Origin of the sequence: Cucumibacter marinus DSM 18995 (genome assembly GCF_000429865.1) — a bacterium.
In the GTDB taxonomy this organism is placed as follows: Bacteria; Pseudomonadota; Alphaproteobacteria; order Rhizobiales; family Devosiaceae; genus Cucumibacter; species Cucumibacter marinus.
The window spans coordinates 518884-531899 of record NZ_AUCR01000001.1 but is presented as its reverse complement, the minus strand read 5'-3'; the positions used below and the strand labels follow the sequence as shown (position 1 = coordinate 531899).

Genomic DNA, 13016 nt, shown 5'->3' with positions numbered 1-13016 from the left:
GTGCGCCATGGTGGACGCGAACAGCGATGCGGCTGAACTGACCCCCGAAACCAAGCGACTGGCTTACCGCAATATCGGCCTTCTGGCTGGCGCACAGGCGCTGGCCGGCTCTTCCCAGGCCGTTGTGATCTCGGTGGCGGCGCTGGCCGCGGCAAGCCTTGCGCCCGACCCGTCGCTGGCCACGGTGCCGGTCACGGCCATGGTCATTGGCCTGGCGCTGACCGCCGGTCCGGCCACCGGGGTGATCTACACGCTCGGGCGCACCCGCGGCTTCATGGTCGGCGCCAGCGCTGCGATCCTTGCCGGTATCGTCGCCGCTGTCGGGCTCATCCAGGCCTCTTTCGTGATCTTTTGCCTCGCCATGTTCATGGTCGGGATGTCTGCGGCTTTCGGTCAGCAATACCGCTTCGCCATTGCCGATAGCGTACCCGGTCCGCTCAAATCGCGCGCCATCTCGCTCGTTCTGCTCGGTGGCGTGGCGGCCGGTTTCCTTGGCCCGCGCCTGTCCTACATCACCAAGGACTGGCTGGGCGCCGAATTCGCAGGCTCATTTGTTGCCCTGTCGATGATTGCCTTCGTCGCCCTTGTGATCATCGGGTTCACGCGACTGGCGCCAGTGTTAAAGCCCGAAAAAGGTAGTGATCGCGGCCGCCCGTTGAAGACGCTGATCAAGTCGCCGACGGTTTTCATCCCGATCGTGACATCGGTTCTTGCCTACGCACTGATGAACTTCGTTATGGTCGCCGCGCCCTTGGCCATGGTCTATGTCTGCGGCCACTCGACCGAGGCCGCCACCACGGCCATCCAGTGGCATATCGTGGCCATGTTCCTGCCGAGCCTTTTCACAGGCTTCATCATCCAGCGGATTGGTACGCACCTCACCGTCGCCATCGGTCTGGCGCTGATCATCATGAGCGCGGCCGTCAACCTCAACGGCATCACGGTCACCCATTTCAACATCTCGATGGTGCTGCTGGGCCTGGGCTGGAACTTCGGGTTTATCGGCTCCACCGCGCTGCTGACAAAGTCCTACCGGCCCGAAGAAGCGGGAAGGGTGCAGGCCATGAACGAAATGTGCGTTTTCGGTTCGATGGCAATCGCCTCGATCACATCGGGCGTGCTGCTCAATACGCTGGGCTGGGAGACGATCAATATCCTTGTGCTGCCGCTCGCCACGATCGGCATCGCGCTGCTGGCCTGGGACCAATTCCGTCGGTCCGACGCAATGGCGGCTGCGTGATCCGCCAAGCGCGACTTGGTCGCCGACCTTTTTGCGCACACCCGAACGGGCTGGGCGTGACGTCCAGAGTTACAAGCCAATAAAAAAAGGCAGGCCCTCGGGCCTGCCTTCGTATTCGAAGCTGAGAAGTGGGTCAGTTGCCGATAATCGGCAGTGAACCCAGCAGCGATTCGATGAAGGATTTGTCGTTCGAGAAGCCCGGCGTGGTGCGCGGCACCAGTTCGAACACCCGGCCATCCTTGAGCGTATAAACGGCCTTGTCGGCGACCCGGTTGTCGTTGCCATAATAGACGGCGAGCACGGTGCGTTCCTTCACGCTCTGCGTGCCGAACGAGGTGCGGTCGACTTTGGTCTCGACGTAATACCAGCTTTCCTGGTTGTTGAAATTGTTGGTCGTCTGTGGCGAGCCCAACACGATGCGGACGAAATCCTGGGATACGCCCGGGCGGATCTGCTGCAGGGCGTCCTCGGGAATGTCATAGCCCTGGGTGCGGGTCTGTGTCAGGCACCCGGCAAGGGTGGCGACCATCATGGCCGCGACGATGACTTTGAAAAGGCCCAGAAAGGGGCGCGCTTGACGCATTGGTTTGACTTCCCCGGATCGACTTCACTATTAGGCTGCGTTACGGCGCCTACAAGAGCGCATTACTAGCCGCCCGAAGGCGGATGTGGCAAGGAACCTTCTGCCCCGGCCGACACTCTCGGCGTCCCCGGAACAACCGATTGAAACCCGATGATTTTGTCCCTTTTTCGCAAAGATCCACTCGAGCAGCCTGTCAGCGCCGTCTACAAGGCTATTGTGGCGCAATCCCGGCAGGAGCGGTTTTTCCGCGACTGGGGCATCCCGGACACGGTGCAGGGCCGATTTGACGTACTCAGCCTGCACGTGGCGCTGGTGCTGCATCGGCTTCGCGATGGGGGCGAGGAGGCCAAGCCATTCTCGCAGGCACTTTTCGACATGTTTTTCCGCGATATGGACCGTTCGCTGCGTGAACTCGGGGTTGGCGACCTGACAGTGCCCAAACGAATCAAGAAAATGTCGGAGATGTTCTACGGCATGCTGGGTGCGCTCTCCGAGGCCATCGCCTCCGGCCAGGTCGAAGCGCTCAAACCGGTGCTGGCCCGCAATCTTTACACTGATGACGAGCCAAAAGGCGTCGACGAACTCGCTTCCTACTGTGCCCGGCAGGTTGGTTCGCTCAGGACCCAGCAGGTCAGCAACATCATTTCGGGCGAGGTGAGGTTCGCCGCCATCGACGGTTCGGTGGCCGATGCCTCTGCTGATGAGGATGGCGGCGCTGAAGGTGGAGATGCCTAAGCAACCTACTTTGCAGAGCCTGATGGATGCGCGTGTCCGGATCGGTGGTTTGCCGGCCGATGGCCGCAAGCTTACGCTCAAGGGCGATGACGAGCTCAACCCCATGCTGGCCGAACGCCTTGATATTCTGGCGGTCGACGATTTTGCCGCGGATCTGCTGGCCCGTCCCCTGCGCGGCGGCATTCAGGTGATCGGCAAGGTGCGCGCGACCGTACAACAAGCGTGTGTGGTGACGCTGGTGCCCGTCACCCAGACCCTCAAGGCGAATGTCGACAGGGTCTTCATGCCGGGCAAGGATCCGCATGCAGACAAGACGGCCGATCTTTATTTCGATGCCGAAGGCGAGGATGAGCCGGACTATTTCGAGGGCGACTACGCGGATCTGACCGAACTGGTCGTCGAGACCCTGGCGCTGGCGCTCGACCCCTATCCACGGGCGCCGGGTGTCGAGTTTGAACCGGGTAGGGACGGTGATGATGATCCCGCGAAAAGCTCACCATTTGCAGCACTTTCGGCGCTGAAGCCGGACAAGGACAAAAGCTGAGAGAAGGCAAAAATGCTTGTAACCATGTCCCTGCCGGTTAAGGTGCGGGGAATTCTCCAGGCCGCGCAATCTCAACTATGAGCCAGACAATCACCATATCGGTTGACGCTATGGGCGGCGACAACGGGCCCAGAGTGGTCCTTGATGGCGCGCGCATGTTTCTGACCGAGCGGCCGGGCCTCAATTTCATTTTTCATGGCCGGCAGGAAGAACTCGAGCCGCTGATCGAAGAGTTTCCGGACCTCAAGAAGGTCTCGACCATCCGCCATTGCGACAACGTCATCGCCATGGATGCCAAGCCGAGCCAGGCGTTGCGTAAGGGCCGGGGCAATTCCTCGATGTGGGCGGCCCTGCAGTCGGTGAAGGACGAAGAGGCCGACGTCGCCATCTCCTGCGGTAATACCGGCGCTCTGATGGCCATGGCGACGTTCTGCCTGCGCCCGATGGAGGGCATTGCCCGCCCGGCCATTGCCGCGATCTGGCCGACGCTCAGAGCAGATACTGTGGTCCTGGATGTGGGCGCGACGGTGGGCGGCGACGGACGCCAGCTCGTCGATTTCTCGATTCTCGGAGCCGCCATGGCCCGCGCCCTGTTCGATATGAAAAGCCCGACCGTGGGCCTGCTGAATGTCGGTACCGAAGAAGTGAAAGGGCTCGACGCGGTCAAGGAAGCAGCGCAGTTTCTTTCGACCGCCACCAATGCCGGCATGACTTATCACGGCTTTGTCGAAGGTGATGATATCGGCAAGGGAACGGTTGATGTGGTGGTGACCGAAGGGTTCACCGGCAACATTGCGCTCAAGACCGCCGAAGGCACCGCCCGCCAGGTGGGTACCTATCTGCGCATGGCGCTCAAGGAAACGCTGATCTCCAAGATCGGCGCCTTCATCGCCCGCTCGGCGCTGCGCGCGCTCCGCCGCAAGATGGATCCTCGCACGGTCAATGGCGGGGTGTTTCTCGGACTCAATGGTATCGTCATCAAGAGCCATGGCGGGACCGATGCGGTCGGGTTCAAGAGCGCGCTGGGGCTGGCCTATGAGATGGTGCGCAACCGGCTCAAAGACAAAATCAGCGAAGGTATGAGCCGGCTCGGCCCATTGCCCGAGCACGAAGCGGATGACAAGGAACTCGAGGCGGAATCGACGTGACGGGTATTCGATCAGTAGTATGTGGCGTCGGCGGCTATCTGCCTGAGCGCATCGTGACCAACGACGAACTCGCAAAGACGGTCGACACGTCGGACGAGTGGATCCAACAGCGCACGGGCATCCGTGAGCGCCGTGTCGCCGCCAAGGACGAGACGACAGTCGATCTCGCACACAAGGCAGCCGAGGCCGCGCTGTCCAATGCCGGCATGACGGCGCAGGACATCGACCTCATCATCATCGCCACGACGACACCCGACCTGACATTTCCGGCGGCGGCAACGCTGCTGCAGAACCGCATGGGCATCCATCACGGGATCGCACTCGATATCCAGGCAGTGTGCTCGGGGTTCGTTTATGGCGTGGCCACCGCCGACAGCTACCTCAAGAACAATCTGGGCACCTGTGCGCTGGTGATCGGCGCGGAGACCTTCTCGCGGATTCTCGACTGGCAGGACCGCACCACCTGCGTGCTGTTCGGTGACGGGGCTGGCGCCATGGTGCTCAAGGCGGTTCCCGAGGCCGAGGCCGAGGGCAGGGGCGTGTTGGCCAACCGCCTGCGCGCTGATGGTGAACACTGGGACAAGCTCTATGTCGATGGTGGTCCCTCGACCACTGGCACCGCCGGTTATGTGAGAATGCAGGGACGCGAAGTGTTCCGCCACGCCGTCGGCATGATCTCCGACGTCGTTGAGGGGGCCTTTGCCGATTCCGGATTTACTGTGGATGATCTCGACTGGTTCGTGCCGCACCAGGCCAACAGGCGGATCATCGACGGCGTTGGCAAGAAGCTTAACCTGCCGGCCGAAAAAGTCGTCGTGACCGTCGACCGGCACGCCAATACTTCTGCCGCTTCGGTTCCCCTGGCGCTCAGCGAAGCTGTCGGAGATGGTCGCATCAAGCGCGGCGACCTGGTCATGCTCGAAGCCATGGGGGGTGGCTTCACCTGGGGCGCCTCACTGATCCGCTGGTAACACTTAGCGCTCGTCCACCGCTCCCGCCTCACCGTTGACCGCCGGCAATTCCGCAACTAGGCTAGGCACTTGCCCGCTACAAAGGGCAGAAAGGTTGCGGTCAAATGTCGGGAAAAACGGTAACCAGAGCCGATCTCAGCGAGGCCGTCTATCAGGCGGTCGGACTATCGCGATCAGAATCGGCTGAACTGGTGGAACGTGTCCTCGAACTCGTCAGCGACGAACTCGTCAAAGGCAAGAACGTCAAGCTCTCGTCTTTTGGATCCTTCCAGGTCCGCTCCAAGAATGAACGCGTCGGACGCAACCCAAAGACAGGTGAGGAAGTCCCGATCCTGCCCCGGCGGGTGCTGGTGTTCAAACCGAGCAATGTATTGAAAAGCCAGATCAACAAAAATATGTTGAACTCTGGAAAATAGAGCGAATCCGGGGCGGCGCACCCAATAGCGTGCCGCCCTGTTGGGGGGATCGCGCAATCCAGTTTTGGGGGGCGCCGGGCACATCGTGCCGCGACGCTGACAAGGGAAACAACCGGGGCAGCGCGTGGAAAAGTCGCCGGACGCTTTTCGGACCATTTCAGAGGCAGCCGACGAACTCGACCTGCCACAGCATGTCTTGAGATTCTGGGAGACCCGCTTCGCCCAGATCAAACCGCTCAAGCGTGGCGGCGGACGGCGTTATTACCGCCCGGACGACGTTCAACTCCTGCGTGGCATCCGCTTCCTGCTCTACGAGCAGGGTTTTACCATCAAGGGTGTCCAGAAAATCCTGAAGGATCAGGGCGTTCGCCATGTGATCCAGATCGGTGAGACAGGCGCTATCGAACCGGTGGCCCCGGCAGGCGCCGGCAGCCCCGAAGTGGCGGAGCTTGCGCCGCCTGAACTCGCCAGTCCCGATATCGACACCTATTCCCGGGCCCGGCTCAACGAGGCGCTCAAGGAGCTCCTCGAATGCAAGCGCCTGCTCGAAGAGGCGCGCGAAGGCGACTGAACCGGGTGATCACCGCACGACAGTAATCTGTTCCACGGCGCGGGTGAGGGCGGTGTACAGATGCCGCTGGCGGTGTTCGCGGAACGCAAAGCTCTCATCGAACAGATAGACATTGTCCCATTGGCTGCCCTGCGCCTTGTGGACGGTCAGCGCATAACCGAAATAGAACTCGTCATACTGTTTACGCTCGGCCCAGAGCATTTCTTCCTCGCGGCCGAGGAAGAACTTCTCATGGGTCTTCACCTTGGCACTTGCCTTGCGCCCGCCTGCGTCTTCGGGTTCGAGCAGCATGGAGATGGCGCCATGCGGCTTGCGCTTCACTTCCGAGACGATCCAGAGCTGCCCGTTCAACAGGTTTTTCTGGCGATTGTTCCTGAGGCAGACTAGCTTGTCCCCGACCACGGGAATGCCCGCCGGCAAGCCACGCAGCTCGCGCACCCGGTCATTGTATGTGAGCCGGGTGGCATTGCGCCCGACAAGGATCTGGTCGGCCTCTAGAACCGCATCGCGATCGACATCGGCAGCCCGGATCACCAGGCTTTCCCCGTAGCGACCATAGTCGAGCCCGTCCCCTTCGCGCACATCGATCGACATGCGGATGATCGGATTGTCAGCCGCCTGGCGATGGATTTCGGTGAGCATGATGTCGGGCTCGGCCTCGGTGAAGACGCCGGTGCCTTTGACCGGAGGGAGCTGGAACGGGTCGCCGAGCACAAGCACCTTGGTGTCGAAGGACAACAGGTCGTGGGCGAGTTCTTCGCCGACCATCGAGACTTCGTCGATGACGATCAGATCGGCGTCCTTGGCCGGGCTTTCATGGTTGATCACGAAGCTCGGTTCGCCGCCCTTGTCTTCGACTGCGACGTAGATGAGGCTGTGGATGGTGCTCGCGCCCTTGCAGCCGCGCCTGCGCATGACGAGCGCTGCCTTGCCGGTGAACGCGGCATAGCAGACCTTGTTTACCCCTTCCGCGAGATGCCGCGCCAATGTCGACTTGCCTGTGCCGGCCCAGCCGAACAGACGGAAGACCTGTTCGCCATCCGGATCGCGCAGCCATTCGGAAACGGCTTTGAGGGCGGCGTCCTGCTGGGGTGACCATTGCATGGGTGGAAGACCTGTGGCGGGAATCACAAAGAGCTTCACCTATAGCAGGCATTTGCCGCTTCGCCTTGCCCCGGCCCGCCAGCCTGATAAGCTGGTGAAATGTCAGTGAAAGTCCTCTATGTCGACGACGAGCCGGATATCCGCGAGATCGCGGTGATGGCGCTCGAACTCAATTCGGGTTTCGAGGTGAAGTCGGTGGACGGGGGCAGGGCGGCGCTGGCGATCGCCGCCGAATGGCAGCCCGATGTCGTTGTGCTCGACGTCATGATGCCCGACATGGACGGCCCGATGACCCGCAAAGCGCTGGCCGAACAGCAAAGCACCGCCGATATTCCGGTGATCTTCGCCACGGCCCGAACCCAGCCGACTGAAATCGAGGGCTATCGCGCGATGAACGTCGCCGGCGTCATTTCCAAGCCCTTCGATCCGATGACCATCGCCGATCAGGTGACCTCCATTCTCGGAGCGGATCGGCTCGGTTGAGCCCTAATACCAGGGCACCCGCCTGGAATTGCTTGCAATGGCGAGAGCGTTCTGGACGCGTGTCGACAGCTCGTCAGCATCGAAGGGTTTGACGACGTAATCCGCCGCACCGCGCCGGACGGCGGCCGTCACGTCTTCGATGCGGCTACGCGCGGTCAGCATGATCACGGGGACGCCGGCCATGGCCGGACGCCCCTTGATCGCTTCGAGCACCTTCAGGCCATCCATCTCCGGCATGGCGATGTCGAGCAACACGACGTCCGGCCGCCGCTGAACAATCGCTTTCATCGCCTCGGCGCCGTTCACGGCGGTCATCACCGAATGACCGCGCTCGCCGAGCAGCAGCTCGATGGATTCGAGGATCAGGGGATCGTCGTCACAGGCCAGGATGGTGCTCATCTGCTCAGCTCGCGATTTTCTGACGTTTCGATGGGATTTCGGACACCTCGGACTTTAACAGGCTGGCGATCGCCTCGATCACCTTGCTTTCCGGCATCCGCGATTTGACGATATGCAATTTGGCCCGGGGATGAACGAACAGGGTCTCTTCCGCGGTCAGGATAACCACGGGCTTCTCATTATCTTCGGGCAGGGCGTCGATGATCTTCTTGCCGGACCCGTCAGGCAGGTTGAGATCGACGATGATCAGATCATAGTCCGGGTCCCGCGCTTCCTTCAGCCCTTCCTCCAGCGTCGGCGCGTTGATGACGACCATTCTGTCGCTCAGCGCGGTCGCCAGATAGGTGCTGAAATCGGTGTCATCCTCGACATGCAGCACCAGCGGGAGGTCCGGCATCTCGTCGACGAGCTTGCTTCCGGCGGCATGGGCCATGGGGAAGTCCACCCAGAAAGTCGAGCCAAACCCTTCGGCACTGTTGAAATCGATGCGTCCGCCCATGCGCTCCACCATCTGCTTGGTGATGTGCAGGCCGAGACCGGTACCGCCCTTTTCCCGCGTCGCTGACCCGTCAGCCTGGGAGAAAGGGGAGAAAATGCTGGCTCTGAAACCGGCCGGAACGCCTGGCCCCTGATCCGCCACCAGGACGCGTACACTCCCATCCATGTACCGCACGGTGATGTCCACCGTGCCGCCGCGGGGCGAGAATTTCGCCGCATTGGAAATCAGATTGGCCAGCACCTGCTGAAGGCGATCCTTGTCGAGCATGGCCACATCAGGTGCCTCGGGCGCCTTGAGGTTGAGCGTCACTTCGAACTGATCGGCATAACCCTGAAGCGCCTCGACGGCCTGGTGAGCCTGGGCGGTGACGTCGGTTTCCTCGAGATCGAATTTGAGCTTGCCCGCCCTGAGCTTCTCGACATCGAGAATGTCGTTGACCAGAAGGATCAGCCGTTCGCTGTTCTTATGGGCGATGTTGACGAGCTTCATCACCTGTTCGGGCACGTCCTTGTTCATTGCACCGGCAATCAGTCCCAGCGACCCACGGATCGAGGTGAGGGGCGTGCGCAGCTCATGGCTGACATTGGAAACGAACTCGCTTTTCATGCGGTTGATTTCACGCTGCTCGGAAATGTCGAGGACCTGCGAGATGAAATAGGCCGGTTCGCCATCGGCGTCCCGCGCCACGGAAACACTCAACAGTCCCCACACCGTATGGCCGTGCTTGGTGATGTAGCGCTTTTCCATCTGGAAGGTGTCGATCTCGCCCGAAAGCAAGCGCTCGACATTGGCGAGGTCCTCGCTGAGGTCTTCAGCTTCCGTGATCGTCTGGAAGTCTGTGTGCCGCAGCTCTTCTCTGGAATAGCCCACGAACCGGCTGAAAGCCTCATTGACCCGCATGAAACGTCCGTCGAGGCCCACCAGCGCCGTGCCGATTGGTGCATTGTCCATGGCCGAGCGCAGTCGTGCTTCGCTGAGTTCGCGGGCCTCTTCGGCGCGCTTGATCTCGGTGATGTCGACCTGCGTGCCGACATAGCGCAGCGGCGTGCCGTCTGCTGCGCGATCGACAACGGTTGCTTCGGAACGCATCCAGATCAGTTCGCCGTCGGTGCGGAAGAAGCGGTACTCCGATATCGACTTCTCGGCCCGGCCTTCGAAGACCGCGTGATCGCGCTCCTCGATCAAGGGCAAATCCTCGGGGTGGACCCGGGACTTCCATTCCGCCTGGTGATCCATCTCGGCTTCGACATCGAACCCCAGCATTTCCATCCAGGTTGGCGAAACGATCGTCACGCCGGTCACCAGATTGATGTCGAAAACCCCGATCTGGGCGCCGGTAAGGGCGTTGTTCCAGCGGCTTTCGGCCTCTTCGAGTGCCTCGGTGATCTTGCGCTGCGCAGACACGTCGCGAATGATGCCACTGAACAGGCGCCGATTGTCGAGCTTGAGCTCGCTGACGGCGAGCTCCATGGGGAAACGCTCACCATTCTTGCGCAGGCCCTGCAATTCGCGCGTCTTCCCGATTATCTGATGTGCAGTGACATGTGCCTGCTCGAGGTAACGGGCGTGCTGTTCACGCAGATTTTTCGGCATCAGGATCGAGATGCTGCGTCCGACAGCCTCTTCGGCGCTGTATCCGAATATGGCCTCGCAGCCCGGATTGTAGCTTTCGATAATGCCGTTCTCATCAATGGTGATCACCCCGTCGACGACGTTGTCGATCACGGCGCTCGAGCGCATCTCGGCGTCCTTGAGTTCACGCGTGCGGCGGCGGAACGCGCGGGCAAGTTCACCGATCTCGTCCTCACGCTCGGTGGGCAGGTCCTCGATCTCGCGGTTGGCCCCGCCCATGCGGATACGCTCGGCCATCGAATGCAGAGGATCGGTGAAGCGGCGCGCAATGAAGAAAGACAAGATGGTGCAGAGGACGACCAGCGCAAGGCCGGTATAGATCGCGACTTCCCGGGTTCTGTGGACCTCTTCCAGCAATTCGCCGAGCGGTACGCTGGTGATGACGCCCAGGTCCGCCTCGGGATTCTTCTGATCCGTCGTCAGCCGGACAAAATAGGAGACATCGCTCTTCGTGAGGGAGACATCCTCATTCGCGGTCTGCATCAAGAGGTCCGCTGCGTCCGGCGCATGGTCATCGGCATGCAGTTCGTGATGCAGCAAATCGCTGATCCCGGCTTCCGGGTCGTATTCGATGCGATCGCCGGTGCCGTTGACCACTATGGTCTTGCTTTTCGGCGCGATCTGCTCGAACGCCTCATGGACAAGGACGCGATAGTCGGCGTTGATCACCAGCATCGCGAACATGGCACCGTTTTGGTCGAATACCGGCTTGATAGATCGGATCGTGGGCGTCAGGTCGGGTGAAATCTCGCCGCTCTCACGGTTCATCGTGACTGCGGAAAACTGCACTTCGGCACTGCCGCTGCCGATGACGTCCTGGAAATAGGGTTCTTTGCCCTGCTTCTGCAGGTTGTGCGTGTTGACCGGCAGATACCTTACGCCCTGACGGTTCACGCGAACCAGCTCCCGGCCGCCATCGGCGATCCCGATCAGGCGAATCTGGGTATAGGAATCCCGCATCGCCATGACCGAGGCGAAAATGGTGTTCAGCCGGGCGCGCCAGAGTTCGCTGGTCGAGTTGTCGAGCGGATCCACCCCATCATTTCGGGTGGCGCGGATGAGACCGTCGATCGGTGGCGTGCGGGACAATATCTCGGTGTCCGACCGCATCAGGTCGAACGAGGATTCGAACTCTTGCGCCACCAGTCTGGTCTCGCCGGCGAGCCGCTCGATGGCTGCGCGGCGCATTGAGTCTTCGACCCGGAGATATTCGACGGTTCCCACCAAACCCGTCGCAAGTAGCACCGACACACTTGTCATCACGACGATGCGGTTGCGCAGCGTCCCGGTGAGGGCACGGCGCAACCGACCGAAAATGACGGCCGCCTTGCGCGCAATCCTAGCTGGCATGACGGGTTCCGGACTTGAGAACGCTGGGACGTTTGGGTTCCTCTTCGCATTCCACGCGGTCTCGGCCCTGATGTTTGGCCGCATAAAGGGCGTCATCAGCGCGGCCGATGATGGCTTCGGTCGTATCGGATTTATGCGCTGCGGCAATGCCCGCACTCATGGTGCAGGAAAAGGCAGCTTCCCCGGCATGGAAATCGAGGAGCGAAAACGCCTCGCGGATTCGATTGATCACGGTGGCGGCGGCATCGAGCTCGGTATCGAGCAGGATGACCGCGAATTCCTCCCCGCCGTAGCGCCCGATTACATCGCTGCGTCGGAGAGCGCCGGTCAGCGAATGCGCGAGGGTCTGAATCACGCGGTCGCCGGCCTGGTGACCATGGGTATCATTGACCCTTTTGAAGTGGTCGATATCGATCAGGCACAGCGATAGCGGAGTGCCGGAACGTTGCGAGCGAATGAGTTCAGCGTTGAGACGCTCCTTGAACCGCACATGGTCGAGCAACCCGGTCAGACCGTCGCGCTCGGCAATTTGTTTCAGTTTGCGTGCCCGGTTGGCCCGGATTTTGACAAGCCGCGCCAGGGTCTGGCCGTCCACCGGCTTGGAGATGAAGTCGTCGCCCCCGACCTGCCGGGCCTCCTGCTGGCGCGTCTCGTCGCGTTCGGAAGACAGGAAGAGGATCGGCAAGGTGAGGTGATGATGCTCCTGACGGATGATCTTGGCGATCTCGATGCCATTGACCCCGGGCATGTGCATGTCGAGAAGCACCAGGTCGGGATTGAGTTCGTCGAGCGTATCGACGGCCTTGGTCGGATCGGTAATGACATGTGCCCGCAGACCGGCCTGCTCGAGCGCCAGAGCATGCGCATGACCGGCCAGCTCGTCGTCATCGATGATCAGGATCTCGTAGACCGGCTCTTCGCGGTCGTGGAAATCGCCAAGCCAGCCGCCCAGCTCCACCATTTCGATGGGTGGCCAGATTACAGCCTCGACCCCGGCACGGGCGGCGGCCAGGCGCAATTCGAATGTGGGCTCTTCAGCGACCAGCACGGTGTGGTGCTTCTTGGCGCAATCCTTCGCCAGTTCAAGATCAGGGTCGACCGCCGAACTGATGATCACGGCCCAGAACTCACCGTCGGGCAGGCCATTCCGGCCGTCGATGATGGTGTAGCCGAGCCCGGCCAGCCGGGTAGACATTTCGCTGAAACCAGTGTCGGTGTCGACGACGCACACCGTGCGCGGACGGAAGCTTCCGCTGCGCGGGGCAGGGCCACCTGTCCGCTTGATCGGCTGGCTCTTGTCGAATTCTAACGCAGTCACTTCACATCCCCATTAGACCGGCG

General features: G+C 61.2%; 13 protein-coding genes. 8 read left to right on the top strand and 5 right to left on the bottom strand.

Annotation, left to right across the window (positions count from 1 at the left end; all coding sequences use genetic code 11):
- Positions 1–7: 7 nt before the first annotated feature.
- Positions 8–1240, top strand: a complete 1233-nt coding sequence (locus G489_RS0102740) for an MFS transporter (protein WP_051332235.1) — start codon at positions 8–10, stop codon at positions 1238–1240.
- A 133-nt stretch (positions 1241–1373) separates the two neighbouring features.
- Here G489_RS0102740 and G489_RS0102735 read toward each other — a convergent pair whose 3' ends face one another.
- Positions 1374–1823, bottom strand: coding sequence for an outer membrane protein assembly factor BamE (locus tag G489_RS0102735; RefSeq protein ID WP_029040222.1), 450 nt, complete (start codon positions 1821–1823; stop codon positions 1374–1376).
- Between the two features lie 150 nt (positions 1824–1973).
- Between G489_RS0102735 and G489_RS18810 the strand changes: the two genes are divergently transcribed.
- The 6 genes from G489_RS18810 to G489_RS0102705 all read left to right on the top strand — a co-directional run bounded on the left by G489_RS18810 (position 1974) and on the right by G489_RS0102705 (position 6208).
- Entirely contained in the window at positions 1974–2558 is a 585-nt protein-coding gene (locus G489_RS18810; protein ID WP_051332234.1) for a ubiquinol-cytochrome C chaperone family protein, read from the top strand.
- Positions 2530–3102 carry a YceD family protein gene (locus tag G489_RS0102725; RefSeq protein WP_162142397.1) on the top strand — a complete coding sequence of 191 codons (573 nt, stop codon included), beginning with the start codon at positions 2530–2532 and terminating at the stop codon, positions 3100–3102. Before G489_RS18810 ends, G489_RS0102725 begins: the two co-directional genes overlap by 29 nt.
- A 77-nt stretch (positions 3103–3179) precedes the next feature.
- Positions 3180–4250 (top strand): phosphate acyltransferase PlsX, encoded by a 1071-nt coding sequence (plsX, locus tag G489_RS18805; RefSeq protein ID WP_051332232.1) that lies wholly within the window; start codon positions 3180–3182, stop codon positions 4248–4250.
- Between the two features lie 5 nt (positions 4251–4255).
- Positions 4256–5221, top strand: a complete 966-nt coding sequence (locus G489_RS0102715; protein WP_035871350.1) for a beta-ketoacyl-ACP synthase III — start codon at positions 4256–4258, stop codon at positions 5219–5221.
- A gap of 104 nt (positions 5222–5325) precedes the next feature.
- Positions 5326–5637 (top strand): integration host factor subunit alpha, encoded by a 312-nt coding sequence (locus G489_RS0102710; RefSeq protein ID WP_029040219.1) that lies wholly within the window; start codon positions 5326–5328, stop codon positions 5635–5637.
- A 124-nt stretch (positions 5638–5761) separates the two neighbouring features.
- On the top strand, positions 5762–6208 hold the full coding sequence (locus tag G489_RS0102705) for a MerR family transcriptional regulator (protein WP_029040218.1): 447 nt from the start codon (positions 5762–5764) through the stop codon (positions 6206–6208).
- Between the two features lie 9 nt (positions 6209–6217).
- On the opposite strand, the gene G489_RS0102700 is transcribed toward G489_RS0102705, so the two are convergent.
- The gene (locus G489_RS0102700; protein WP_029040217.1) at positions 6218–7312 is read right to left on the bottom strand and encodes an ATP-dependent DNA helicase; all 1095 of its coding nucleotides are present in this window, start codon (positions 7310–7312) and stop codon (positions 6218–6220) included.
- A 99-nt stretch (positions 7313–7411) separates the two neighbouring features.
- Here G489_RS0102700 and G489_RS0102695 point away from each other — a divergent pair, with 99 nt between their 5' ends.
- Entirely contained in the window at positions 7412–7795 is a 384-nt protein-coding gene (locus G489_RS0102695; RefSeq protein WP_029040216.1) for a response regulator, read from the top strand.
- 3 nt (positions 7796–7798) lie between these two features.
- Here G489_RS0102695 and G489_RS18800 read toward each other — a convergent pair whose 3' ends face one another.
- The 3 genes from G489_RS18800 to G489_RS18795 are packed head-to-tail and all read right to left on the bottom strand — an operon-like array spanning position 7799 to position 12993.
- Entirely contained in the window at positions 7799–8194 is a 396-nt protein-coding gene (locus G489_RS18800; RefSeq protein ID WP_035871207.1) for a response regulator transcription factor, read from the bottom strand.
- Positions 8195–8198: 4 nt separating this feature from the next.
- Complete coding sequence (locus tag G489_RS0102685) at positions 8199–11675, bottom strand: PAS domain S-box protein (protein ID WP_029040215.1); 3477 nt, start codon at positions 11673–11675, stop codon at positions 8199–8201.
- Entirely contained in the window at positions 11665–12993 is a 1329-nt protein-coding gene (locus G489_RS18795) for a GGDEF domain-containing protein (RefSeq protein ID WP_051332231.1), read from the bottom strand. Before G489_RS18795 ends, G489_RS0102685 begins: the two co-directional genes overlap by 11 nt.
- Positions 12994–13016: the final 23 nt, after the last annotated feature.

Coding starts and splice junctions, on each gene's coding strand:
- G489_RS18810 (WP_051332234.1), top strand. CDS start 1,974: ATGATTTTGTCCCTTTTTCGCAAAGATCCACTCGAGCAGCCTGTCAGC.
- G489_RS0102740 (WP_051332235.1), top strand. CDS start 8: ATGGTGGACGCGAACAGCGATGCGGCTGAACTGACCCCCGAAACCAAG.
- G489_RS0102735 (WP_029040222.1), bottom strand. CDS start 1,823: ATGCGTCAAGCGCGCCCCTTTCTGGGCCTTTTCAAAGTCATCGTCGCG.
- G489_RS0102725 (WP_162142397.1), top strand. CDS start 2,530: ATGGCGGCGCTGAAGGTGGAGATGCCTAAGCAACCTACTTTGCAGAGC.
- G489_RS0102695 (WP_029040216.1), top strand. CDS start 7,412: ATGTCAGTGAAAGTCCTCTATGTCGACGACGAGCCGGATATCCGCGAG.
- G489_RS0102710 (WP_029040219.1), top strand. CDS start 5,326: ATGTCGGGAAAAACGGTAACCAGAGCCGATCTCAGCGAGGCCGTCTAT.
- plsX (WP_051332232.1), top strand. CDS start 3,180: ATGAGCCAGACAATCACCATATCGGTTGACGCTATGGGCGGCGACAAC.
- G489_RS0102700 (WP_029040217.1), bottom strand. CDS start 7,312: ATGCAATGGTCACCCCAGCAGGACGCCGCCCTCAAAGCCGTTTCCGAA.
- G489_RS0102685 (WP_029040215.1), bottom strand. CDS start 11,675: ATGCCAGCTAGGATTGCGCGCAAGGCGGCCGTCATTTTCGGTCGGTTG.
- G489_RS18800 (WP_035871207.1), bottom strand. CDS start 8,194: ATGAGCACCATCCTGGCCTGTGACGACGATCCCCTGATCCTCGAATCC.